Source organism: Streptomyces sp. CC0208 (assembly GCF_003443735.1).
Taxonomy (GTDB): Bacteria; Actinomycetota; Actinomycetes; order Streptomycetales; family Streptomycetaceae; genus Streptomyces; species Streptomyces sviceus.
On record NZ_CP031969.1, the window covers coordinates 4,947,230 to 4,969,870 of the forward strand.

Below are 22,641 nucleotides of genomic sequence, written 5' to 3' on the forward strand. Positions count from 1 at the left end.
AGCTTGTTTAGCTAGAGTAATGAGTTATGCTAAAGAGATGCCGGACCTTACCCATGGCGACGACGTTGCCGCCGTGAACTCCCTGCGATCAGCCGTGATGCGACTGTCCCGTCGGCTCAAGCACCAGCGGGTCGACGAGTCACTGAGCCCCACCGAGATGTCGGTGCTGGGCACCCTCTCCATCTGCGGCAAGGCCACCCCGGGCGAGCTCGCCCGCAAGGAGCACGTCCAGCCGCCGTCGATGACCCGCATCGTGGCGCTGCTGGAAGCCAAGGGACTCGTCCGGCTGGAGCCGCACCCCGAGGACCGGCGCCAGAAGGTCGTCACCAAGACCGAGCAGGCTGAGGCCATGCTCGCGGAGAGCCGCGCCAAGCGGAACGCCTTCCTGGCCACCCTCGTCGACGGCCTCGACGAGGACGAGTGGGCGAAACTGCGCGAAGCCGCCCCCGTGCTGGAGAAACTCGCACACCTGTAAGCCACAAAGAGGAGGCGAACGCACTTTGAGTACGGGACCCGGAGCACCTTCCGCCCCCGCACCGATCCCTTCTACCTCTGCGTCCCGCAAGTCGTCCATGTTCAGCTCGCTGAGGGTCAGGAACTACCGCCTGTTCTTCGCCGGGCAGGTCGTCTCCAACATCGGCACCTGGATGCAGCGCATCGCCCAGGACTGGCTGGTGCTCAGCCTCACCGGCTCCGCCACCGCCGTCGGCGTCACGACGGCCCTGCAGTTCCTGCCGATGCTGCTCTTCGGCCTCTACGGCGGTGTCCTCGTCGACCGGCTGTCCAAGCGCCGCGCGCTGCTGTTCACGCAGTCCGCGATGGGCGCCACCGGTATCGCGCTCGCCGTCCTCACCCTGTCCGGCCACGTCCAGGTCTGGCACGTCTACCTCGCCGCCTTCGCCGTGGGCCTCGCGACGGTCGTCGACAACCCGGCCCGCCAGTCGTTCGTCTCCGAGATGGTCGGCCCCGACCAGCTCCAGAACGCGGTCAGCCTGAACTCCGCGAACTTCCAGTCGGCCCGTCTCATCGGGCCTGCCGTCGCCGGCGTCATGATCACCGGCGTGGGCACCGGCTGGGCGTTCCTCGCCAACGGCCTGTCCTTCGTCGCCCCGCTGGTCGGTCTGCTGATGATGCGGGCGCGTGAGCTGCACGTCGTCGAGCGCGCCCCGCGCGGCAAGGGACAGCTGCGGGAGGGCCTGCAGTACGTGGCCGGGCGACCGGAGCTGATCTGGACCATCGTCCTGGTCGGGTTCGTGTCCACCTTCGGCTTCAACTTCCCCGTCTACCTCTCGGCCTTCGCCGACGACGTCTTCCACGCGGGCGCGGGTTCCTACAGCCTCTTCAACACGGTGATGGCGGTCGGCTCCCTGGCCGGCGCCCTGCTCGCGGCCCGGCGCGGCACCGCCAGGATGCGGGTGCTGGTCGTGGGCGCGGTGGCCTTCGGCACGCTGGAGATCGTGTCCGCCCTCGCCCCCTCGCTGTGGCTGTTCGCCCTGCTCATGGCGCCGATCGGCATGTTCGGGATGACGGTCAACGTCACCGCGAACACCAGCGTGCAGATGGGCACCGACCCGGCCATGAGGGGCCGGGTGATGGCCCTTTACATGATGGTGTTCATGGGCGGCTCACCGATCGGCGCGCCGATCGCCGGCTGGATCACCGACGCGTACGGCGTCCGGGCCGGTCTCGCGGTGGGCGGCGCGATCGCAGCGCTGGCTGCTGTGACGATCGGCCTGGTCCTGGCCCGCGTCGGCAACCTGCGGCTGTCGGTCGGCTGGCACCGCGGTCACCCGCACGTCCGCTTCGTGCCCCGCGAGGCACGGGAGCAACTGGCCGCGGCGGCCTGAGCCCTACGGCCGTACGCGCATGGCCAGCACCTGGCCCGGCCAGTCGTTGTTCACCCCGGCGGTGTACGTGTCCGTCGGGGTGAAGCCGTTGGCCTCGTAGTAGGCGACCAGCTTGCGGTCGTCGCCGGCGTAGCAGTCCACCCGCAGCAGGGCGACGCCCGCGCGCCGGGTCGCCTCGGCGGCGTGCGCGAGCAGGGCGCTGCCGACGCCGTGGCCCTTGAAGCGGCGGTCGGAGGCTAGCCAGTGGATGTACCGCTCGGGCTCGCCCGGCGGCGGGAGATGGGCCAGATAGGCGCCGGGCGCGTCGGTGATCGTGAGGGTCGCGGCCGGTACGCCGTCGGCCTCGGCGATGAACACGCTGCCCTCGTCGATGTACCGGGCGACGGACTCCACCGTCCTGGGGCTCCGGGACAGCGGCTCGGTCCCCCACTGGCCCGTACGCCCCTGCGCGACCAGCCACTCCACGCAGCTGTCGAGCATGCCGAGGATCACGGGTATGTCGTCGGGCCCGCCGTCCCTGATGCTGATCTCCATACCCTCATGGTGACAGGCTGACCCTCATGAGACTCTTCGCCGCGGTGCTGCCTCCGCAGGATGTCACCGAGGAACTCGCCGCAGTGGTCGCCGAGTTGAGGAGGCTGCCCGGCGCGGAGGGGCTGCGCTGGACCGGCGTCCCGGGGTGGCACTTCACGCTCGCGTTCTACGGCGAGGTCGACGACGACGTCGTACCGGAACTGTCGGAGCGGCTGGAGCGGGCGGCTCGGCGGACGCCCTGCTTCCCACTCGCCGTGCGCGGGGGTGGGGAGTTCGGGCACGGGCGGGCGTTGTGGGCGGGGGCCTCCGGTGAGCTGCCGGCCTTGCGGTTGCTCGCCGAGCGGGCGGAGGCGGCGGGGCGGAAGGCCGGGGTGGAGATGGGGGAGCACCGGCGGTACAAGGCGCATCTGACGGTGGCGCGGAGTCGCGGGGCGGTGGAGGTACGGCCGTATCTCTCGGTTCTGGACGGGTTCACCAGTCGTACGTGGACGGTGGACGAGCTGGCGCTGGTCCGGAGCAACCTGCCGAGGTCGGGCGTGCCGGGGGAGCAGCCCCGGTATGAGGTGGTCGGGCGTTGGGCGCTGGGCGGGGCCGGTTAGGCTCGATGCGTGGACCCGAAGACACGGAACCGGATCATGGCCGGTGTGCTGGTGATGATGTTCGTCGTCGTGGCGTTGGCCGCGGTGCTCGGCAGGTAGGGGAACTGCGGCCGGCTGTCGGACTTGCGGGCCCGTGGTGGCTGGTCGCGCCCGCGGGGCGGAGCCCCAGATCGACTCCGCCCCGCGCCCCCGAAGGAGCGCCTGCCCCTACGAAGTCACCAGGCGAAGGCCTCCGGGGACGGGCCCGGGCCCGGGAAGATCTCGTCCAGGCCGGTCAGGACCTCCTCGCTCAGCTCCAGCTCCACCGCCCTGATCGCCGAGGCGAGCTGCTCCGCCGTGCGAGGGCCGACGATCGGGCCCGTCACGCCGGGGCGGGTGAGGAGCCAGGCAAGGGCCACCTCGCCGGGCTCCAGACCGTGCTTCTCCAGCAGGTCCTCGTACGACTGGAGGCGGGCGCGGGCGGCCGGGTCGGCGAGGGTGTCGGCGGCGCGGCCTGAGGCACGGCGGCCGCCCTCGGCCTCCTTCTTGACGACCCCGCCGAGCAGACCGCCGTGCAGCGGCGACCAGGGGATGACACCGAGGCCGTATTCCTGCGCGGCCGGGATGACCTCCATCTCGGCGCGGCGCTCGTAGAGGTTGTACAGGCACTGCTCGCTGACCAGCCCGATGGTGCCGCCCCGCCGGGCGGCGATCTCGTTGGCCTGGGCGATCTTGTAGCCGGGGAAGTTGGAGGACCCGACGTAGAGGATCTTGCCCTGCTGGACGAGGGTGTCGATGGCCTGCCAGATCTCCTCGAAGGGAGTGGCGCGGTCGACGTGGTGGAACTGGTAGACGTCGATGTAGTCGGTCTGGAGCCGCTTGAGCGAGGCGTCCACGGCACGGCGGATGTTCAGCGCCGACAGCTTGTCGTGGTTCGGCCAGGCCTCGCCGTCCGTGCCCATGTTGCCGTAGACCTTGGTGGCGAGGACGACCTTGTCGCGGTTCGCGCCGCTCTTCGCGAACCAGTTGCCGATGATCTCTTCGGTACGGCCCTTGTTCTCGCCCCAGCCGTAGACGTTGGCGGTGTCGAAGAAGTTGATGCCGGCGTCCAGCGCCGCGTCCATGATCGCGTGGCTGTCCGGCTCGTTCGTCTGCGGTCCGAAGTTCATCGTGCCGAGGACCAGGCGGCTGACCTTGAGTCCGGTGCGTCCGAGCTGCGTGTACTTCATGACTACCCAGCCAACGGCGTGGAGTGCGCTCTAGGCAAGCGACCTTGACGCTAACTACAAGTTAGTGCTTTCCTGTGGAACGTGTGAGCTTGAAGTTTCAATATAAGCCTCAGGAGATCCCGTGCCCCCCACCACGCCCGTCCGCAGGACCCTCGCCGCCCTCGTCGCCTCCGCCGCGCTTCTCGGTGCCGCCGCCGTACCGGCCGTGGCGGCTCCGCACGCCACTCCTTCCGCGCAGGCCGCCTACGGTGACTCCGCCCGCCTCGCCTACCAGAAGGCCGTCACCGTCCGGGTGCTCAAGGGGGTGTTCGAGCGGGGCGACACCGAGGTTGTGGACCGTTTCGTACGGCCCGACTACATCCAGCACAACCCCTTGGCGCCCGACGGCGCCGAGACGCTGAAGAACCTCGGCACGGCCGTCCACCAGCAGTTCCCGGACGCCGAGTACCGCGTCCAGCGGGTGATCTCCGAGGGCGATCTCGTGCTGGTGCACTCCAACGTGGTGATGACGCCGGGCACCCTGGGGACCGCCGTCTTCGACATCTTCCGCTTCCAGGGCGGGAGGATCGCCGAGCACTGGGACGTCGGGCAGAACGTGCCGGACGCCACCGCCAACGGCAACGACATGTTCTCCACCGTGACGTGGCCGCGGACCTCGCGGCCCGGCCCCGGTCTCCTCACCGCGTGCAACAAGAAGCTGGTGGTCGCCGCCTTCGACCAGCTGATCGTGAAGAAGGACCTGTCCGCGCTCGACCGGTACTGGGGGCCCGGGTACGAGCAGCACAACCCGACCATCGCGAACGGGGTGTCCGGGGCGAAGGCCGGGCTCGGGGCGTACTTCAGGGCGGCGCCGCGGCTGAGGGTGGAGCCGAAGCGGGTCATCGCCGAGGGCGACCTCGTGGCCGTCCACAGTCACTACATCCCGGCGCCGGGGGAGCGGGGGCAGGCGGTCGTGGACCTGTTCCGGGTGCAGGGCGGCAAGATCGTGGAGCACTGGGACGTGATCCAGGACGTGCCGGCCACGTCGGCCAACGGCAACACGATGTTCTGACGGTTCCTACGGCTGCCCCCCGGCGTAATCGGGGGGCAGCCGTAGGGATTTGGGCCGGTTCGGACCCTAGCGTCTTTCGCATGGAACAGATTCGGAGTACGCGGCGGGGTGTGCTGGCGCTCGGTGCGGGGGTCGCCGCCTCGTCGTGGGCGGGGGCGGCGGCCCCGGCGCGGGCCGTGGGTTTTCCGGCCGGGGAGTTCGACGAGCTGGGGATCACCGAGCTGCGTCGGCTGATGGACCGCGGTCGGCTCGACGCGCAGGAGCTGACGCGGTACTACCTGGAGCGGATCGAGCGCATCGATCCGCTGCTGCACGCGGTGATCGAGGTCAACCCGGACGCGGTGCGGGAGGCTCGGCGGCTGGACCGGGGGCAGGGGCGGCGGGGGCCCCTGCACGGCATCCCGGTGCTGTTGAAGGACCTGGTGGAGACCGGGGACCGCATGCACACCACGGCCGGCTCGCTCGCGCTGGAGGGGCTTCGGCCCGCCCGGGACGCCACGGTCGCCGCCCGGCTCCGGGCAGCCGGTGCCGTCATCCTCGGCAAGACCAACCTCAGCGAGTGGGCGGGCGGCCTGTCGGTCACGCATCATGCGGGGTGGAGCGCGCGAGGGGGCCAGACCAGGAACCCGTACAAGCTGGACCGCTCGCCGAACGAGTCCAGCTCGGGTACGGGAGTCGCCGTCGCCGCCAACCTGTGCGTCGCCGGCATCGGCACCGAGACCAACGGCTCGATCATCGACCCGTCGTCGGCGAACTGTGTCGTCGGCGTCAAACCGACCGTCGGACTGGTCGGCCGGGGCGGGGTGATCCCCGGGGTGCCCAGTCAGGACAGCGTCGGTCCGATGGCCCGCACGGTCCGGGACGCGGCGATCATGCTCGGCACGCTGGTCGGGGTCGACGGGAGGGACCCCGCGACGACGGCGAGCCGCGGACACTTCCACCGCGACTACACCCGCTTCCTGGACGCGGACGGGCTGCGCGGGGCGCGTATCGGGGTCCCGCGGGCCGTGTACTTCGGGTACAGCGACCACGCCGACGAGATCGCCGAGCGGGCGATCGGGGTGATGCGTGCGGCCGGGGCGGTGATCGTCGACCCGGCGGACATCCCCACGGCCGAGCAGCTGGAGGACCTGCCCGGCTCGACGGTCGTCCAGGCCTACGAGTTCAAGCGCGCCCTGAACACCTACCTGGCCGCGGCCGGGGGTGAACACCCGCGCGACCTGGCGGAGTTGATCGCCTTCAACCGCGCGCACGCCGACCGTGAGCTGCGCTATGCACGGCAGGACGGCCTGGAGGCGGTGGAGCGGCTGGACTTCTCGAAGCGGGAGTACGAGGAGGCGCTGGCCGTGAACCGCCGGCTGTCACGGGCGGAAGGCATCGACGCGGTGCTGCGCCGGCACCGTCTCGACGCCCTCGTGATGCCGACGACAGGCCCCCCGGCCAAGATCGACCTGATCCGGGGGGACACGTACGGCGGCGGCGCGTCCACGCCCGCCGCGCTCGCCGGGTACCCCGCGGTGAGCGTGCCCGCGGGGTTCGCGTTCGGCCTGCCGGTAGGGGTGACGTTCATGGGAACGGCATGGAGCGAGCCGGTGCTGCTGCGGCTCGCGTACGCGTACGAGCGGGCGAGCCGGGTTCGGCGGGTGCCGATGTATCGGGAGGCTGATGTGGGGTTCTGACCTGCGGTCAGCCGGCGGAGCGGGCAGTGTGCAGGGTCGCGAACACGGCTCGCGCGCGGATGCCGTCCGGTGCGTCCCAGGCGCCGCAGACCTGGCCGGCCGCGGTCTCGGGAGCGGTGGGCCGCGGGCGCCGGTGCAGGCGCAGGACCGTGCCGTCCGGGAGGGTGAGCCCGGTGCCGTCCTGGTCCTCGGTGACCTCGCCGGGGCCGGTGGGGAGACCGGGGCCCGTGTAGGAGTGGGTCACCTCGTGGTCGGGGGTGTCGGTGAGGCTCTGGGCCTGGGCCTGGGTGCGGCCCTCGAACAGGGCGAGCAGCTCGGTGCGCAGGACCGGGTCGTGGATGCCGTCGTAGGCCCAGCGGGGGCCCAGGACGCCGTGTTCCATGGTGCCGACTAGGGCGTGGTCGGCGCCGGGCAGCGGGGCGGCGCGGTAGGTGAGCGGGGCCAGATACGCGACGGGTCCGGGACCGGAGGAGTCCACGGCCACCATGAACTCGATCCCGACCTCGCCCTCCGGGTCGTCCAGCCGGAAGCCGCCGGCCTTGGTCAACTCGGGGGTGCCGGTGCCGGCGTACCACGGGCGGGTGGGCAGCCAGGTGGTGAGCAGTTCCAGCTTGGTGGGCTTGAGGGTGGTGTGGTGGATGATCGCCATGGGGCGGATTCTGTCAGTCAGTCGCGGGGGAACTCCTGGGTTTTCAGGGTGAGGCCGACGACGGTGTGGGTGAGGTCCACGTGCTTGCCGAAGGGCACCCGGGTCTCGACCTCGTAGTCGCTTCCCTTGGGGTCGGTGTAGATGTGACACCGCCCTTGATACGGATCCGCGATGACGTAGACGGGGACTTCCGCCGTGGCGTAGGCGGCCTTCTTCGGGCCGTAGTCGTTGGCCGCGGTTCCCTTGGAGATCACCTCCGCGACGAACTCGACGTCCTCGTAGGACCAGTGGCCGCCCTCTGCCTTGGCGGCGCCTTCCGTGCGCGGGTACTTGGTCCGCAACTGCTCAAAGATGGCCGCGATGACCTCCCAGTGGGTGTCCCGCTGCGGTGACATGTAGACCGTCGCCGGTCGTGTACGGCGGTCGCTGACCGAAGGCGAACGCGGTTACCGGGTGGGGGAGTTGATGTGAGTGTCCGGCGTTCCGGGCGCTCGGCCCGTCGAGCTCGTCGGCGGCGTCGACGTCCTCGGGCGTCGGCCGCTCAGGTAGCGCTGTCCGGCGGCGTCTCCGGTTTCGTGTGCAGGATCTCGCGGGCCTGGTCCGCGGCGCGGGTGATGCTTTCGGAGACGAAGTCGAGGAAGCGGGCGATGTTTTCGAGGCGGACGGCGGCCGGCGTGCCGGGGCCGAGGACTCCGACGCCGTCCCGTGCGGTCTCGGCGACCTGGGCGGTGCCACGGGCGCTGGCCATCATCGATTCGTACATGATGTCGTCGTCGACGGTGTAGCGCTCGCGGCGGCCCGCGTCGCGTTCCCGGCGGACCATTCCCTGGCTCTCGAGGAACGCGACCGCTTTGGAGACGGACGCCGGGCTGACCTGGAGGCGCTGGACGAGTTCGGATGCGGTGAGGCTGCCCGCGTCGCTGACGGTGAGGCCGGCCATCACCCGGGCCGCCATCGTGGGCGTGCCCGACTGTATGAAGACGGTGGTGAGCGTGTCCTCATATGCGCGCACGGCCTCCGCGTCGCGCCCGTGGGCCTGCGGTTGCGCCTCCGGCCCCCGGGGTGCGGCCTGCTTGCGACGATGAGCGCGACGTTCGGTGGCACGGTGGGCGAGGTCGGCGCGGTAGCCGGCGGGACCGCCGTTGCGCATGACCTCGCGCGTGATCGTCGAGGTCGGTCGGTCCAGACGCCGGGCGATCTCCGCGTAGGCGAGGTCGTCGGCCAGGCCCACCGCGATCTGCTGGCGGTCCTGCTGGGTGAGTCTGCCTCCCGGCATCGCGGTCTCCTTCGTGTTCCTGGTGCCCGCAGCATAGCGTTCACTCCCATCCTATTGCAACGAATGGCTGACGGGCGTTGCGTTGCTTTCTGGGTCGTTGCAATGAAATTACCTCAACTACCTGCGTAAATAAGGATACGGCGCAACGATTTTGTTGCCAGATCTATAAATGCAACGTAGCTTTTCGTTCATCGGAAACAGCGACGAACGCAGGAGCACCTGATGCAGAAGTTCGACACCCCCGCCCCCGTCACCACCGTCATCGACCTCCCCGCCGGCCGGGTCCAGGTCATCGCCGCCGACCGCGCCGACACCACCGTCGACATCCGGCCCGCCGACCCCGCAAGGAACCGCGACACCAAGGCCGCCGAGCAGATCGACGTCACCCACGGCACCGACGGCGTCCTGCGGATCGCCGCCCCGGCCGCGAAGAACCAGTACTTCGGGCCCTCCGGGGCCGTCGAGATCACCGTCCAGCTCCCCACCGGCTCACACGTCCAGGCCACAGCGGCCGCAGCCGAGTTCCGGGCCGTCGGACGCCTCGGGGACATCGTCTTCGAAGGCGCCCACGGCCCCGTCAAGATCGACGAGGCCGCGAGCCTGCGCCTGACCGTCACCGACGGCGACATCACCGTCGGACGCCTCACCGGCCCCGGCCAGATCAGCACCCAGCGCGGCGACATCACCCTCGCCGAAGCCGTCACCGGCACCGTCGTGCTCACCACACAGAAGGGCGACATCACCCTCGCCGCCGCCGCCTCCGCCGCCCTGGACGCCGGCACCACCCACGGCCGCGTCCACAACTCCCTGAAGAACACCGAGGGTTCCGACGCCGCCCTGACCATCCGCGCCACCACCGCCCACGGCGACATCACCGCCCGCGGTCTCTGACCCGTCGCGGCCTGTGACCCACAGCCCTTCACAAGGAGCACCCACCATGACCGACCTGGCCATCGCGGCGAACGGACTGCGCAAGTCCTACGGGGACAAGACCGTCCTCGACGGCATCGACATCCAGGTGCCCGCCGGCACGATCTTCGCCCTCCTCGGGCCGAACGGCGCCGGCAAGACCACGGCCGTCAAGATCCTCTCCACGCTCATCACCGCCGACGGCGGACAGGCACGGGTCGGCGGCCACGACCTCACCGCCGAGGCCCAGGCCGTACGGGCCTCGATCGGCGTCACCGGCCAGTTCTCCGCCGTGGACGGCCTGATCACCGGTGAGGAGAACATGCTCCTCATGGCCGACCTGCACCACCTCTCCAGGAGCGAGGGACGGCGGGTCAGCGCCGAACTGCTGGAGCGCTTCGACCTCACCGAGGCCGCGAAGAAGCCCGCCTCCACCTACTCCGGCGGCATGAAGCGCCGACTCGACATCGCCATGACGCTGGTCGGCGACCCCCGGATCATCTTCCTCGACGAACCGACCACCGGCCTCGACCCCCGCTCCCGGCACACCATGTGGCAGATCATCAGGGAACTGGTCTCCGACGGCGTCACCGTCTTCCTCACCACGCAGTACCTGGAGGAGGCCGACGAACTCGCCGACCGCATAGCCGTCCTGCACAACGGCACGATCGCCGCCGAGGGCAGCGCCGAACAGCTCAAGCGCCTGGTCCCCGGCGGACACGTCCGGCTCCGCTTCACCGACCCGGACGCCTACCGCGGCGCCGCCCGCGCCCTGCGCGAGGGCACCCGGGACGACGAGTCGCTCACCCTGCGACTCCCCAACGGCGGCAGCCAGTCCGAGCTGCGCGCCCTCCTGGACCAGCTCGACGCGGCCGGCATCGAGGCCGACGAACTGACCGTGCACACCCCCGACCTCGACGACGTGTTCTTCGCCCTGACCGGCGGCAGCGCCGACGTCACCGACCAGACCAAGGAGACCGTCCGATGAGCACTCCTCAGGCCGCCGTCCGTCCGTCCGGCTTCTCCCTCGCCGTACGCGACTCCTCCACGATGCTGCGCCGCAACCTCCTGCACGCCCGGCGCTACCCCTCGCTCACCCTGAACCTGCTGCTCACGCCGATCATGCTGTTGCTGCTCTTCGTCTACGTCTTCGGCGACACCATGAGCGCGGGGATCGGCGGCGGCGACCGTTCCGACTACATCGCGTATCTCGTCCCGGGCCTGCTGCTGATGACCATCGGCTCCACCACGATCGGCACCGCGGTCTCCGTCTCCAACGACATGACCGAGGGCATCATCGCCCGCTTCCGGACCATGGCGATCCACCGCGGCTCGGTGCTCGTCGGGCACGTCGTCGGCAGCGTGCTGCAGTCGGTCGTCAGCGTGGTCCTGGTCGGCGCGGTCGGCGTGGCCATCGGCTTCCGCTCCACCGACGCCACGGCCCTGGAGTGGCTCGCGGCCTTCGGACTGCTCGTGCTCTTCGCCACGGCGCTCACCTGGATCGCCGTCGGCATGGGCCTGATCAGCCCCAACGCCGAGGCCGCGAGCAACAACGCCATGCCGCTGATCTTCCTGCCGCTCATCTCCAGCACCTTCGTGCCGGTCGACGCGATGCCGGGCTGGTTCCAGCCGATCGCCGAGTACCAGCCCTTCACCCCGGCCATCGAGACCCTGCGCGGACTGCTCCTCGGCACCGAGATCGGCAACAACGGCTGGCTCGCGGTCGCCTGGTGCGTCGGCCTCGCGGCGCTGGGTTACCGCTGGTCGACCGCGAAGTTCAACGCCGACCCGAAGTGACCGCCTTGGTGGCGGGGCGGGGAGGGGTGAGGCGGGGCGCGGACCAACTCCCGCGCCCCGCCAGCAGGTTGAGGTGCGCGCTACGAGCTGACCACACAATGGGTCCACCGCCCCGGCCGAACCGGTCGGAAGGCCGGCCCCTCTCGCCCGCCCCTTTCAGCCGGCCTCGTAAAGCCCGCCGAGGTCCCATGCCTGGTGCATCGCCGCCGCGAAGGCCGCCGCGATCTTGTGTTCGCCGCTCGCGTTCGGATGGGTGCCGTCGTAGGTGTCGTGGTTGATGTCGTACGACGACGGGGGTGAGGCGGGCAGCAGGGGGGAGCGGGGCTCGTCCAGGTCCGCGATCGCCTTGGCCAGAAGCTCGTTGAAGCGGGTGATCTCCGTCGCGAAGGGCGCGTCCGACTCCGCCCGGACGTTGGGGATCACCGGGAGGACGGCCATCCGGATGCGGGGGTTCGCCCGGCGGGCCTCGGCGACGAAGGCGCGGACGTTCTCCGCGGTTTGTTCCGCGTTCGTGTAGAAACCCAGGTCGATCAGGCCAAGCGACACCAGGAGCACGTCCGCCCGGCTTCCGCGCACCGCCTCACCGATCAGCGGGGCCATGTGCAGCCAGCCCTCGCCCCAGCCGGCCAGGTGGGCCCTGGGGAAGTCGGGATCGGCGTACGCGTACGACGTCGGGGCGTCCGCCGCCTTGTCGTACAGCGTCTCGCGCGGGCCCACGAGGGCGAAGGGGTCGCCGTAGGTGTCGCGCAGGTGCTGCCACATCCGGTACCGCCAGGTGTGCTCGCCCGCGCTTCCGATCGTCATCGAGTCGCCGACCGGCATGAATCGCAGCATGCGCTCATCATCGGTGATTCTTACCGGCGGGTAATAGATCTCGGGCAACCCGGCGCTGTGAAGATGGCCACGCGTCGCGACCGTGTCCGCCCGATCGCCCGCCCGCTCGGCCCGCCCCACGGAGCCGGATGGCAGGCTTGGGGGCATGCGTCGACCCTTCGCCCTGCTCGCCGGGATCCTGCTCGTGGGGGCCTTCACCCTGCCCGCCGCCGTACCCGCCTCCGCCGCCGACGGGGACGGGAAGGGGGACCAGGGTTTCACCATCAGCGACCCCCGGATCACCGAGTCCAGCGGGCTCGCCGCCTCGCGGCAGCACCCGGGCATCTACTGGACCCACAACGACCAGGACACCGGCGCGTATCTGTACGCCGTCGACAGCGCCACCGGCAAGACCGTCGCCAGGATCACCATGACCGGCGTGGGCACCCCGCGGGACGTCGAGGCCATCTCCATCGGGCCCGACAACCAGATCTGGGTCGGAGACATCGGCGACAACGACGGCGTCACCTGGCCCTACGTCTGGATCTACAAGCTGCCCGAGCCGAAGGTCCTGAAGGACCAGTCCGTCAAGGCCACCCAGTACGTCGTGAAGTACACCGACGGCTCGCGCGACGCCGAGTCGATGGTCGTCCATCCCAGGACCGGGCGCGTCTACATCATCGACAAGCAGGAGGACGGCGGGCATCTCTACGCGGGCCCCGCCACCCTCTCCCCCTCCGGGACGAACGTCTTCAAGCCCGTCAAGGCCGTCGACCTGTGGGCCACCGACGCCGCCTTCTCACCGGACGGCCGACAGCTCGCCGTACGCGGGTACTTCGGCGGTCTCTGGTACGACTGGAACGGCGGCGACATCAAGAAGAAGGGGCGGCTCAGCGTGCCCCTCGGGCAGGGGGAGTCCGTCTCCTACTCCCCGGACGGGACCAAGCTCCTGCTCGGCATGGAGGGCGCCGACAGCGAGGTGGAGGCGCAGGACGCGCCCGGTGACGGCGGGTCCAAGGCGCCCTCAGGGAGCGGAAGTTCCTCGGCCTCCGGTGGCGACGGCGGCGGGACGTCCAGCGGTACGGTCAAGATCGGCGCCCTGGCGCTGGTGGCGGTGGCCGCCCTCTTCGGGCTCCGGCGGCTGTTCCGCCGTAACTGAGCACAAGTGACGTCGAATATCTTGACGTGTTCATGTGACCTGACTTCCATGGGAGGTGCAGGGTGGTGGGAGCGCTCCCACCGGGTTCCGGGCCCTCGCCCCCCGAGAGGAAGCAGCGAACATGTTCCGCAGCTTGCGAAGAGCACTGTGTGCGGTGGCGGCAGCGCTCCTGATACCGCTGGGGGCCGCCGGTCTTCAGCCGGCCCACGCCGCCGCCGAGGCGGCCGGCGCCGGCTACTGGCACACCAGCGGCCGCCAGATCCTGGACGCCTCCGGGCAACCGGTCCGGATCGCCGGGATCAACTGGTTCGGCTTCGAGACCTCCAACAACGTCGTCCACGGCCTCTGGTCCCGCGACTACAAGTCCATGATCGACCAGATGAAGTCGCTGGGCTACAACACGATCCGCATCCCGTACAGCGACGACATCTTCAAGTCGGGATCCGTCCCCAACAGCATCGACTTCTCCAGCGGCAAGAACGCGGACCTGCAGGGCCTGAACTCCCTCGGCGTCCTGGACAGGATCGTCTCGTACGCCGGTAAGGACGGCCTCAAGGTCATCCTCGACCGGCACCGCCCGGACTCCGGCGGTCAGTCGGCGCTCTGGTACACGGCCGCGGTCCCGGAGTCGACGTGGATCGCCAACCTCAAGGCGCTGGCGACGCGTTACAAGGGCCAGGACACGGTCGTCGGAATCGATCTGCACAACGAGCCCCACGACCCGGCCTGTTGGGGCTGCGGGGACACCTCTGTGGACTGGCGTCTGGCGGCTCAGCGGGCCGGCAACGCGGTGCTGGGGGTCAATCCCGACCTGCTGATCTTCGTCGAGGGCGTGCAGACCTTCAACGGCGTCTCCGGCTGGTGGGGCGGCAACCTGATGGGTGTCGCCCAGTATCCGGTGCAGCTGAGTGTCGCGAACCGGGTCGTCTACTCGGCACACGACTACGCGACGAGCGTGGCCCAGCAGAGCTGGTTCAGCGACCCGTCGTTCCCCGCCAACATGCCGGGGATCTGGGACAAGTACTGGGGCTACATCTTCAAGCAGAACATCGCGCCGGTGTGGGTGGGAGAGTTCGGCACCACGCTCCAGTCGACCGTGGACCAGAAGTGGCTGGCCGCGCTGGTCTCGTATCTGCGCCCGACCTCGACGTACGGCGCCGACTCCTTCCACTGGACCTTCTGGTCATGGAACCCCAACTCCGGTGACACGGGCGGAATCCTGAAGGACGACTGGCAGACCGTGGACACCGTGAAGGACGGGTATCTGGCGAGCATCAAGGCGCCGGGATTCCCGGGCGGCGGGAGCGGCCCCGGTGACCCGGGCGACCCGGGCGGGAACACGGCGGCCTGCACCGCCACCTACTCCGTCAGCAGCGACTGGGGGAGCGGCTTCAACGCCGAGGTGAAGGTGACCAATTCGGGCTCGACGGCTCTCTCGTCCTGGAAGGTGACCTGGACCTGGCCGGGCTCCCAGAAGGTGACCTCCATGTGGAACGCGTCGTACACCCAGACCGGTCCGACGGTGACCGCGTCGAACGCCTCGCACAACGGGGCCGTCCCGGTGGGAGGTTCGGCGAGCTTCGGCTTCGGCGGCGCACCCGGGGGCGGGGGTGTGCCGAGTGTGAGCTGCACGGCTGCGTGAGGCGGCGGCCCCGCACGTCGTGTGACGGAGGCACCTGGTGTGGTCCAAGTGCCTCCGGATCACAGGTGATTCAAATCTTACGCTCAGAGGTTTCTCATGCGGATGTTTATTCGACAGGATGCGGCTTCATGAGAAGAAGCACAGTCGTGTTGTGCGGTGCGGCCGTCGTCCTCGCGGGCACCGTCACGGCCGTTCCTGCAGAGGCCACCCCCTCCCTCACCACGGCCACCGCCCAGGCGGCGAAGGTCAGCTGGAAGAAGTGCGGCACCGACGACTACCCGACGCTGCAGTGCGGGTCGGTGAAGGTGCCGCTCGACTACGCCAAGCCGAAGGGGCGCCAGATAACCCTGGCCCTGTCCCGGGTCCCGCACACCGCGAAGAAGTACCAGGGCCCGCTGCTGGTCAACCCCGGCGGCCCCGGCGGCAGCGGTCTCACCCTCGCCGGCTTCGTCGCGGGCTCGCTGCCCAAGGCGGTCGCGGCGCAGTACGACGTCATCGGCTTCGACCCGCGCGGCGTGGGCGAGAGCAAGCCCGCCCTCGACTGCAAGCCGGGTTACTTCAACCCGGTGCGCCCGGACTCCGTGCCGAGCACCCCCGCGATCGAGAAGGCCAACCTGGAGCGCGCCAAGTCCTTCGCCGCCGCCTGCGGCCGCAAGTACGCGGACGTGCTGCCGTACATCAACACGATCAACGCCGTGAAGGACATGGACTCGATCCGCAAGTCCCTCGGCGCCAAGAAGATCAACTACTTCGGCTACTCGTACGGCACCTACCTGGGCCAGGTCTACGCCAAGCTCTTCCCGGGCCAGGTGCGCCGCCTGGTGCTGGACTCGATCGTCGACCCCGACGGGGTCTGGTACGACGCCAACATCTCGCAGGACTACGCCTTCGACGCCCGGCAGAAGGCGTTCATGGCGTGGATCGCCAAGTACGACTCGACGTACAAGCTCGGTACCGACCCGGCCAAGGTCGGGGCCAAGTGGTACGCGATGCGGGCGGCCCTCGCCAAGAACCCGGCCGGCGGCAAGGTGGGCGCCTCCGAGCTGGAGGACACCTTCATCCCGGGCGGCTACTACAACGGCTACTGGCCCTCCCTCGCCCAGGCGTTCGCCGCCTACGTGAACCACAAGGACACCGCCCCGCTCGTCAAGGCGTACGAGGGCATGGCGGCCATCGACGCCTCCGGCGACAACGGCTACAGCGTCTACACCGCCGTGCAGTGCCGTGACGCCGCCTGGCCGCGCGACTGGAACCAGTGGCGCAAGGACAACTGGGCCGTGTACGAGAAGGCTCCGTTCATGGCATGGAACAACGCCTGGTACAACGCGCCGTGCGCGTTCTGGCCGACCAAGCAGCTCAAGCCGGTGAACGTCGCCAACAGCAAGCTCCCGCCGGTGCTGCTGTTCCAGGCGACCAACGACGCGGCCACCCCGTACCAGGGCGGTGTCACCGTGCACCGGCTGCTCAAGCACTCCAGCCTGGTCGTCGAGCAGGGCGGCGGCAACCACGGCATCTCGCTGAGCGGCAACGCCTGCCTCGACAAGTACCTGGCCAAGTACCTGACCGATGGCACGGTCCCGCGCGGCCACGGCACCGCCGACGCGGTCTGCCAGAAGCTCCCCGACCCGAAGCCGCAGGCGGCCCAGCCGGCCACGGCGGCGGCCCTCACCGGTGCGTCCACCCCGGCGGCCACTGTGCAGGGCGGCGACACCCTGCACGGGCTGATCGGCTTCCGCAACTGAGCAGGACCTGAACGACCAAGAGGGCGCCCGGTGTTCACCGCCGTGCGCCCTCACGGCCGTACGGGCTCCACCGCGTCCTCGGCCAGACGCGCGGCACGCTCGTCGTACTCCTCGCGTGCGCTCCGGATGGCGGCGATGTTCGCCTGCGACCAGTCGGTGATGGCCTGAAGGAGCCCGCCGACCTCCCGGCCCAGCTCGGTCAGCCGGTACTCCACCCGTGGTGGCACGGTCGGGTACACGCTGCGGGTCAGCAGACCCTCGCGTTCGATGGCGCGCAGGGTCGAGGTCAGCACCTTCGGGGTCACCCCGTCCAGCCGGCGCCGGAGTTCGGCGAATCGCATGGGACGGCCGTCCTCCAGCGCCACCAGCACCAGCATGGTCCACTTGCTCGCGATCAGCTCCAGCACCGCGCGGGTGGGGCAGTCGCGTAGGAAGACGTCCACGCCGCCGTGTTTCCTGAGGTCGAAGCCGGTATCCATGAGGAACCTCGATATCAGAGAAGTGCCTTCTTCCGCCGCCCGATTGACGGACCGAGGATGAGACGCATGACGCGCATGCAGGCCATCGTCCAGTCCGCCTTCGGCGGCCCCGAGGAACTCGTCCACGCCGAGACCGACATACCCGAGCCCGGCCCCGGGGAGGTACTGGTCCGGGTCGGGGGCGCCGGGGTCAATCCGGGGGACGCGGTACTCAGGTCCGGGCGGGTTCCCGGCCTGGTCACCCTGCCCTGGACACCGGGCAACGACGTGGCCGGGACCGTCGAGCGGGTCGGGGTGGGGGTGACCCGGTTCGTACCGGGCGACGACGTGTACGGCATGCTGCCGGTCTCCCCGCGGGGCGCGTACGCGGAGTACACCGCCGCGCCGGCCACCGCGCTGGCGCCGAAGCCGAAGAACCTCGACGCCGCGCACGCGGCGGCCGTCCCCCTGGTCGCGATCACCGCCTGGCAGGCGCTGGCGGTGCTGGCCCGGGTCCAGCCCGGTGACCGGGTGCTGGTCCACGCGGCGGCGGGCGGTGTCGGCCATGTCGCGGTCCAACTCGCCAAGGAGTTCGGCGCGTACGTCATCGGGACCGCGCGTACGGCCAAGCATGACTGGCTGCGAGGACTCGGTGCCGACGAGCTGATCGACTACACGGCGGGCGACTTCCGTACGGCCGTCTCCCCGGTGGACGTGGTCCTGGACCTGGTGGGCGGTGCGTACGGAGGGCGCTCCTTGGACGTACTCAAGTCCGGCGGTCTGCTCATCGGCGCCTCCATCGACCCGGGCACCGACGAACAGGAGGCCGCCGAACGGGACCTGCGCTACGTCTGGGTCACGGCCGAACCCGACGGCCGGAGCCTGGAGCCGATCACCGAACGCATCGAGACGGGCCGCCTACGGGTCGCCGTGGAGCGCACCTACCCGCTGTCCGAGGCCGCCGCGGCCCACCGGGCGATCGAGGAGAAGCGCACCACCGGAAAGCTGGTGCTGGTGCCGTGACGGTCCACCGCCTGTCGATCACTGGCGGCGTGTTCACGCATACCCTGTTCGGCAAGCAGTAGCCCGAACATGCGAGAAGGGCGCCCGGTGTTCGCCGGGCGCCCTTCGGCGTCGTCTCCCAGAAGACGGCTACAGCTTCTCGATCACGTAGTCGACGCACTTCGTCAGGGCCTCGACGTCCGCCGGGTCGATCGCCGGGAACATCGCCACGCGCAGCTGGTTGCGGCCGAGCTTGCGGTAGGGCTCGGTGTCCACGATGCCGTTGGCGCGCAGGACCTTGGCGATCGCGGCGGCGTCGATCTCGTCCGAGAAGTCGATCGTGCCGATGACCTGGGAGCGCTTGGCCGCGTCCGTGACGAACGGGGTCGCGTGCTTGGACTCCTCCGCCCAGGTGTAGAGGCGCGTCGAGGAGTCCTTCGTGCGGGCCGTCGACCACGCGAGACCACCCTGGCCGTTGATCCACTCCAGCTGCTGGTTCAGCAGGAAGAGGGTGGCGAGGGCCGGGGTGTTGTACGTCTGGTTCTTGCGGGAGTTGTCGATCGCCGTCGGCAGCGAGAAGAACTCCGGGACGTGCCGGCCGGACGCGTGGATCCGCTCGGCGCGCTCGATCGCGGCCGGGGAGAACACGCCGATCCACAGGCCGCCGTCGGAGGCGAAGGACTTCTGCGGGGCGAAGTAGTAGACGTCCGTCTCGGCGATGTCGACCGGGAGACCGCCGGCGCCACTCGTGGCGTCCACGAGGACCAGGGCGCCCTCGTCGGCACCGGTCACCCGCTTGATGGGGGCGGCCACACCGGTGGACGTCTCGTTGTGCGTGAACGCGTACACGTCCACACCGGCCTCGGCCTGCGGGTCCGGGTGGGTGCCCGGCTCGCTGGAGATCACCGTGGGCTCGGCCAGCCAGGGGGCCAGCTTGGACGCCTTCGCGAACTTCGACGAGAACTCGCCGAAGGTCAGGTGCTGCGACTTGTTCTCGATCAGACCGTGCGTCGCGACGTCCCAGAACGCGGTGGAGCCGCCGTTGCCGAGGACGACCTCGTAGCCCTCGGGGAGGGAGAACAGCTCACTGATGCCCTCGCGCACCTTGCCGACCAGGTTCTTGACCGGGGCTTGGCGGTGGGAGGTGCCGAGGAGGGAGGTACCGGTTGCGGCCAGCGCGTCCAGCGCTTCCGTCCGCACCTTGGAGGGGCCCGCGCCGAATCGACCGTCGGCGGGCTTGATGTCAGCGGGAATCTGGATCTCAGCCACGGGGGGAGCGTAGCCGCTGGGGGAAACCTGGTCGAAACGTAGTCCGTCGGGTGAGACGCGGTGGTGTTGACCTGACTGGTCGACGGACTGGTTGCCCGGACTGGTTTGCTGGAGTCATGACAGATCTTGAGGCCGATCTGCGGAAGGCCGTCCGGGGCGAGGTCGGTTTCGACGTCACCTCCCGGGCCCTGGTCACCATGGACGCGTCCAACTACCGGCGCGTTCCCCTCGGGGTCGTGGCACCCCGGGACGCCGACGACGTGGCCGCCGTGCTAGAGGTCTGTCGCTCGCACGGGGTACCCGTCGTGGCGCGGGGCGGCGGCACCTCCATCGCCGGGCAGGCCACTGGGACCGGTGTCGTACTGGACTTCACCCGGCACATGAACCGGCTGGTCTCCCTGGACCCCGAGGCCCGCACCGCCGTCGTCCAGCCCGGCCTCGTGCTCGACCGGCTCCAGGACGCCGCCGCGCCGCACGGGCTGCGGTTCGGGCCCGACCCCTCCACCCACAGCCGGTGCACGCTCGGCGGGATGATCGGCAACAACTCCTGCGGCTCGCACTCCGTGGCGTGGGGGACCACCGCGGACAGTGTGGCGGAGCTGGCCGTCGTCACCGCGCGTGGGCAGCGGCTGCGGCTGGGAGAGGGCTGGGCCGGGGCGCCGGCCGGGCTGCGGGAGCTGGTCGACGGGGAACTCGCACGCCTTCGGACCGGCTTCCCCGACCTGCCCCGGCGGATCTCCGGCTACGCCCTGGACGCCCTCCTGCCGGAGCACCGGGCCGACGTCGCCCGGTCCTTCTGCGGCAGCGAGGGCACCCTCGGCGTGCTCACCGAGGCCGTTGTCCGGCTGGTGGAGGCGCCACGCGCGCGTGCGCTCGCGGTCCTCGGGTACGCGGACGAAGGCGCGGCTGCCGAAGCGGCGGCAGGGCTGCTGGTGCACCGCCCCCTGACGGTGGAGGGCATGGCGGCCGACCTGGTGCCTTCGGCGGCCGCGCTGCCGCGGGGCGGCGCCTGGCTGTTCGTGGAGACGGGCGGTTCCTCCGGGAGCGAGGCACGCGCGCGTGCGGAGGAGATCGTGCGCGCGGCCGACGTCCTCGACGCGCACGTGGTGACCGACCCGGCCGGGCAGCGGGCCCTGTGGCGCATCCGCGAGGACGCCAGCGGCACGGCGACCCGGATGCTGGACGGCTCCGAGGCCTGGCCCGGCTGGGAGGACTGCGCGGTGCCGCCGCGGCGGCTGGGCGCGTACCTGCGGGACTTCCGCGGCCTGCTGGGCGCGCACGGGCTGCGCGGGACGCCCTACGGCCACTTCGGTGACGGCTGCATCCACGTCCGCATCGACTTCGACCTGCTGACGCGGGCGGGGATCGGGAGGTTCCGCCGCTTCTCCGAGGAGCTGGCCGAACTGGTCGTGGCGCACGGTGGTTCGCTGTCCGGGGAGCACGGGGACGGGCAGGCGCGGGCCGAACTGCTCCCGAAGATGTACGGCGACGAAATGGTCGCCCTCTTCGAGCGGGCGAAGGCGGTATGGGACCCGGACGACCTGCTCAACCCGGGGATGCTGGTCCGCCCGGCCCCCCTCGACACCAACCTCCGCTTCTCCGTCCTGCCCCGGAAGCCGGTCGACGTCGCCTTCGGCTACCCGGCCGACGGCGGTGACTTCTCCGCCGCCGTACGACGCTGTGTCGGGGTCGCGAAATGCCGTACGACTCCGTCGTCCGGGCCCGCCGTCATGTGCCCGTCCTTCCGGGCCACCGGCGAGGAGGCGCACTCCACGCGCGGGCGGGCCAGGCTGCTGCACGAGATGCTGGCCGGTGAGCTGGTCACCGACGGCTGGGGCTCGACGGAGGTCCGCGACGCGCTGGACCTGTGCCTGTCCTGCAAGGGCTGCCGGTCCGACTGCCCGGTCGGGGTCGACATGGCCACGTACAAGGCGGAGTTCCTGCATCACCACTACGCGGGGCGACGGCGCCCGGCGTCCCACCACAGCATGGGCCGGCTGCCGGAGTGGCTGCGCCGGGTGGACCGGCTGCGGATGGCTCCTGTGGTCAACGCCCTCGCCGCCGTACGGCCGTTGGCCGCCGTCGCCAAGCGGCTCGGCGGGATCACGCCCGAGCGGCGGATTCCGCGGGTGGCCTCGGTGACGTTCAGCCGGTGGTGGGACCGGCGGAACACTCGCGGCACCGGGGACCTGGTCGTCCTGTGGCCGGACACCTTCACCGAGCACCTCTCGCCCTCTGTTGGGCAGGCGGCCGTACGGGTGCTGGAGGCGGCGGGGCTGCGGGTGGCGCTGCCGCCCACCGTGCACCTGGAGAAGCCGCCGGTGGGCGACGGCAGGACGGTCGCCCTCGACCCGGTGTCCCTGCTGCGCGGCCGGGGCCGGGTCTGCTGCGGCCTGACGTACGTGTCGACAGGCCAACTCGACCGCGCCCGTACGGTGTTGCGCCGCACCCTCGACCTGATGACCCCGGTGCTGGAGACCCCGGCCCCGGTCGTCGTCCTGGAACCGAGCTGCGCCGCCGCCCTCCGCACCGACCTGCCGGAACTGCTGCACGACGACCCGCGGGCCGCCCGTCTCGCCTCCCGGGTCCTGACCTTCGCGGAGGCACTGGAACGCCTCGCCCCCGACTGGCGGCCACCGGCCCTGAACCGCCCGGTCGTCGGCCAGACCCACTGCCACCAGCACGCGGTCCTGGGCGACACGGCCGACCGCCGGCTGCGCGAGGCCGCGGGACTCACCGGCGACCTCAGCGGCGGCTGCTGCGGACTCGCGGGCAACTTCGGCTTCGAGAAAGGGCACTTCGAGGTGTCCCGGGCCTGCGCGGAGGAACAGCTGCTGCCGTCGGTACGGCAGGCTCCCGAGGACGCGGTGGTGCTGGCCGACGGGTTCTCCTGCCGTACGCAGCTGGAGCAGCTGGCGGGTGTGCGGGGGAGACATCTGGCGGAGGTGCTGGCGGAGGCACTCGCACAACAGCCCTGACCAGGCGGCCCTGGGGGTCCCCTCCCGCT

General features: G+C 70.5%; 20 protein-coding genes and 1 pseudogene. 13 read left to right on the forward strand and 8 right to left on the reverse strand.

The genetic code is table 11. From position 1 onward, the window contains the following. Nucleotides 1-37: 37 nt before the first annotated feature. Nucleotides 38-475 (forward strand): MarR family transcriptional regulator, encoded by a 438-nt coding sequence (locus D1369_RS22760; RefSeq protein ID WP_007382847.1) that lies wholly within the window; start codon nucleotides 38-40, stop codon nucleotides 473-475. 25 nt (nucleotides 476-500) lie between these two features. Continuing rightward, nucleotides 501-1,847 (forward strand): MFS transporter, encoded by a 1,347-nt coding sequence (locus tag D1369_RS22765; RefSeq protein WP_007382846.1) that lies wholly within the window; start codon nucleotides 501-503, stop codon nucleotides 1,845-1,847. Between the two features lie 3 nt (nucleotides 1,848-1,850). Here D1369_RS22765 and D1369_RS22770 read toward each other — a convergent pair whose 3' ends face one another. Continuing rightward, entirely contained in the window at nucleotides 1,851-2,381 is a 531-nt protein-coding gene (locus D1369_RS22770; protein WP_007382845.1) for a GNAT family N-acetyltransferase, read from the reverse strand. A 26-nt stretch (nucleotides 2,382-2,407) separates the two neighbouring features. Here D1369_RS22770 and thpR point away from each other — a divergent pair, with 26 nt between their 5' ends. Beyond that, the gene (gene thpR, locus D1369_RS22775; protein WP_007382844.1) at nucleotides 2,408-2,980 is read left to right on the forward strand and encodes an RNA 2',3'-cyclic phosphodiesterase; all 573 of its coding nucleotides are present in this window, start codon (nucleotides 2,408-2,410) and stop codon (nucleotides 2,978-2,980) included. A 215-nt stretch (nucleotides 2,981-3,195) separates the two neighbouring features. Here thpR and D1369_RS22780 read toward each other — a convergent pair whose 3' ends face one another. After that, on the reverse strand, nucleotides 3,196-4,188 hold the full coding sequence (locus tag D1369_RS22780; protein WP_007382843.1) for an aldo/keto reductase: 993 nt from the start codon (nucleotides 4,186-4,188) through the stop codon (nucleotides 3,196-3,198). Between the two features lie 121 nt (nucleotides 4,189-4,309). Between D1369_RS22780 and D1369_RS22785 the strand changes: the two genes are divergently transcribed. Together D1369_RS22785 and D1369_RS22790 are read left to right on the forward strand one after the other, a co-directional pair. Continuing rightward, complete coding sequence (locus tag D1369_RS22785) at nucleotides 4,310-5,239, forward strand: nuclear transport factor 2 family protein (protein WP_037900536.1); 930 nt, start codon at nucleotides 4,310-4,312, stop codon at nucleotides 5,237-5,239. An 80-nt stretch (nucleotides 5,240-5,319) separates the two neighbouring features. Next, nucleotides 5,320-6,918, forward strand: coding sequence for an amidase (locus D1369_RS22790; RefSeq protein WP_007382841.1), 1,599 nt, complete (start codon nucleotides 5,320-5,322; stop codon nucleotides 6,916-6,918). 7 nt (nucleotides 6,919-6,925) lie between these two features. Here D1369_RS22790 and D1369_RS22795 read toward each other — a convergent pair whose 3' ends face one another. From D1369_RS22795 to D1369_RS22805, 3 genes and pseudogenes are all read right to left on the reverse strand, one after another. Continuing rightward, a complete protein-coding gene (locus tag D1369_RS22795) occupies nucleotides 6,926-7,567 on the reverse strand; it encodes a hypothetical protein (RefSeq protein ID WP_007382840.1) in 642 nt (213 codons plus the stop codon). A 17-nt stretch (nucleotides 7,568-7,584) separates the two neighbouring features. Beyond that, a pseudogene (locus D1369_RS22800) lies at nucleotides 7,585-7,968 on the reverse strand (Uma2 family endonuclease); the annotation flags it as partial. 140 nt (nucleotides 7,969-8,108) lie between these two features. Continuing rightward, nucleotides 8,109-8,843 (reverse strand): helix-turn-helix domain-containing protein, encoded by a 735-nt coding sequence (locus D1369_RS22805; RefSeq protein WP_007382838.1) that lies wholly within the window; start codon nucleotides 8,841-8,843, stop codon nucleotides 8,109-8,111. Between the two features lie 222 nt (nucleotides 8,844-9,065). Here D1369_RS22805 and D1369_RS22810 point away from each other — a divergent pair, with 222 nt between their 5' ends. The 3 genes from D1369_RS22810 to D1369_RS22820 are packed head-to-tail and all read left to right on the forward strand — an operon-like array spanning nucleotide 9,066 to nucleotide 11,549. Then, nucleotides 9,066-9,734 carry a DUF4097 family beta strand repeat-containing protein gene (locus D1369_RS22810; RefSeq protein WP_007382837.1) on the forward strand — a complete coding sequence of 223 codons (669 nt, stop codon included), beginning with the start codon at nucleotides 9,066-9,068 and terminating at the stop codon, nucleotides 9,732-9,734. Between the two features lie 46 nt (nucleotides 9,735-9,780). Continuing rightward, the gene (locus D1369_RS22815; RefSeq protein WP_007382836.1) at nucleotides 9,781-10,740 is read left to right on the forward strand and encodes a daunorubicin resistance protein DrrA family ABC transporter ATP-binding protein; all 960 of its coding nucleotides are present in this window, start codon (nucleotides 9,781-9,783) and stop codon (nucleotides 10,738-10,740) included. Then, a complete protein-coding gene (locus tag D1369_RS22820; RefSeq protein WP_007382835.1) occupies nucleotides 10,737-11,549 on the forward strand; it encodes an ABC transporter permease in 813 nt (270 codons plus the stop codon). Before D1369_RS22815 ends, D1369_RS22820 begins: the two co-directional genes overlap by 4 nt. Nucleotides 11,550-11,705: 156 nt before the next feature. Here D1369_RS22820 and D1369_RS22825 read toward each other — a convergent pair whose 3' ends face one another. Beyond that, nucleotides 11,706-12,383 carry a GDSL-type esterase/lipase family protein gene (locus D1369_RS22825; protein ID WP_007382834.1) on the reverse strand — a complete coding sequence of 226 codons (678 nt, stop codon included), beginning with the start codon at nucleotides 12,381-12,383 and terminating at the stop codon, nucleotides 11,706-11,708. A 145-nt stretch (nucleotides 12,384-12,528) separates the two neighbouring features. On the opposite strand from D1369_RS22825, the gene D1369_RS22830 reads away from it, so the two are divergent. The 3 genes from D1369_RS22830 to D1369_RS22840 all read left to right on the forward strand — a co-directional run bounded on the left by D1369_RS22830 (nucleotide 12,529) and on the right by D1369_RS22840 (nucleotide 16,905). Continuing rightward, nucleotides 12,529-13,521 (forward strand): WD40 repeat domain-containing protein, encoded by a 993-nt coding sequence (locus D1369_RS22830; RefSeq protein ID WP_037900534.1) that lies wholly within the window; start codon nucleotides 12,529-12,531, stop codon nucleotides 13,519-13,521. Between the two features lie 121 nt (nucleotides 13,522-13,642). Beyond that, nucleotides 13,643-15,163 (forward strand): cellulase family glycosylhydrolase, encoded by a 1,521-nt coding sequence (locus D1369_RS22835; protein WP_037900532.1) that lies wholly within the window; start codon nucleotides 13,643-13,645, stop codon nucleotides 15,161-15,163. A 128-nt stretch (nucleotides 15,164-15,291) separates the two neighbouring features. Continuing rightward, nucleotides 15,292-16,905 carry an alpha/beta hydrolase gene (locus D1369_RS22840; protein WP_037900530.1) on the forward strand — a complete coding sequence of 538 codons (1,614 nt, stop codon included), beginning with the start codon at nucleotides 15,292-15,294 and terminating at the stop codon, nucleotides 16,903-16,905. A gap of 50 nt (nucleotides 16,906-16,955) precedes the next feature. Here the strand turns inward: D1369_RS22840 and D1369_RS22845 are convergent, their stop codons facing one another. Next, on the reverse strand, nucleotides 16,956-17,384 hold the full coding sequence (locus tag D1369_RS22845; RefSeq protein ID WP_037900528.1) for a helix-turn-helix domain-containing protein: 429 nt from the start codon (nucleotides 17,382-17,384) through the stop codon (nucleotides 16,956-16,958). Between the two features lie 66 nt (nucleotides 17,385-17,450). Between D1369_RS22845 and D1369_RS22850 the strand changes: the two genes are divergently transcribed. Continuing rightward, the gene (locus D1369_RS22850) at nucleotides 17,451-18,386 is read left to right on the forward strand and encodes an NADP-dependent oxidoreductase (protein WP_007382829.1); all 936 of its coding nucleotides are present in this window, start codon (nucleotides 17,451-17,453) and stop codon (nucleotides 18,384-18,386) included. Between the two features lie 129 nt (nucleotides 18,387-18,515). Here D1369_RS22850 and serC read toward each other — a convergent pair whose 3' ends face one another. Next, nucleotides 18,516-19,634, reverse strand: a complete 1,119-nt coding sequence (serC, locus tag D1369_RS22855) for a phosphoserine transaminase (protein WP_007382828.1) — start codon at nucleotides 19,632-19,634, stop codon at nucleotides 18,516-18,518. Between the two features lie 116 nt (nucleotides 19,635-19,750). Between serC and D1369_RS22860 the strand changes: the two genes are divergently transcribed. Continuing rightward, entirely contained in the window at nucleotides 19,751-22,612 is a 2,862-nt protein-coding gene (locus D1369_RS22860; protein ID WP_007382827.1) for an FAD-binding and (Fe-S)-binding domain-containing protein, read from the forward strand. The last annotated feature ends 29 nt before the right edge of the window (nucleotides 22,613-22,641 follow it).

Excerpts from the sequence above, each read along its gene's own strand:
- D1369_RS22760 (WP_007382847.1), top strand. The coding sequence starts at position 38 with ATGCCGGACCTTACCCATGGCGACGACGTTGCCGCCGTGAACTCCCTG.
- D1369_RS22770 (WP_007382845.1), bottom strand. The coding sequence starts at position 2,381 with ATGGAGATCAGCATCAGGGACGGCGGGCCCGACGACATACCCGTGATC.
- thpR (WP_007382844.1), top strand. The coding sequence starts at position 2,408 with ATGAGACTCTTCGCCGCGGTGCTGCCTCCGCAGGATGTCACCGAGGAA.
- D1369_RS22780 (WP_007382843.1), bottom strand. The coding sequence starts at position 4,188 with ATGAAGTACACGCAGCTCGGACGCACCGGACTCAAGGTCAGCCGCCTG.
- D1369_RS22790 (WP_007382841.1), top strand. The coding sequence starts at position 5,320 with ATGGAACAGATTCGGAGTACGCGGCGGGGTGTGCTGGCGCTCGGTGCG.
- D1369_RS22795 (WP_007382840.1), bottom strand. The coding sequence starts at position 7,567 with ATGGCGATCATCCACCACACCACCCTCAAGCCCACCAAGCTGGAACTG.
- D1369_RS22805 (WP_007382838.1), bottom strand. The coding sequence starts at position 8,843 with ATGCCGGGAGGCAGACTCACCCAGCAGGACCGCCAGCAGATCGCGGTG.
- D1369_RS22810 (WP_007382837.1), top strand. The coding sequence starts at position 9,066 with ATGCAGAAGTTCGACACCCCCGCCCCCGTCACCACCGTCATCGACCTC.
- D1369_RS22815 (WP_007382836.1), top strand. The coding sequence starts at position 9,781 with ATGACCGACCTGGCCATCGCGGCGAACGGACTGCGCAAGTCCTACGGG.
- D1369_RS22820 (WP_007382835.1), top strand. The coding sequence starts at position 10,737 with ATGAGCACTCCTCAGGCCGCCGTCCGTCCGTCCGGCTTCTCCCTCGCC.
- D1369_RS22825 (WP_007382834.1), bottom strand. The coding sequence starts at position 12,383 with ATGCTGCGATTCATGCCGGTCGGCGACTCGATGACGATCGGAAGCGCG.
- D1369_RS22830 (WP_037900534.1), top strand. The coding sequence starts at position 12,529 with ATGCGTCGACCCTTCGCCCTGCTCGCCGGGATCCTGCTCGTGGGGGCC.
- D1369_RS22835 (WP_037900532.1), top strand. The coding sequence starts at position 13,643 with ATGTTCCGCAGCTTGCGAAGAGCACTGTGTGCGGTGGCGGCAGCGCTC.
- D1369_RS22840 (WP_037900530.1), top strand. The coding sequence starts at position 15,292 with ATGAGAAGAAGCACAGTCGTGTTGTGCGGTGCGGCCGTCGTCCTCGCG.
- D1369_RS22845 (WP_037900528.1), bottom strand. The coding sequence starts at position 17,384 with ATGGATACCGGCTTCGACCTCAGGAAACACGGCGGCGTGGACGTCTTC.
- D1369_RS22850 (WP_007382829.1), top strand. The coding sequence starts at position 17,451 with ATGACGCGCATGCAGGCCATCGTCCAGTCCGCCTTCGGCGGCCCCGAG.
- D1369_RS22860 (WP_007382827.1), top strand. The coding sequence starts at position 19,751 with ATGACAGATCTTGAGGCCGATCTGCGGAAGGCCGTCCGGGGCGAGGTC.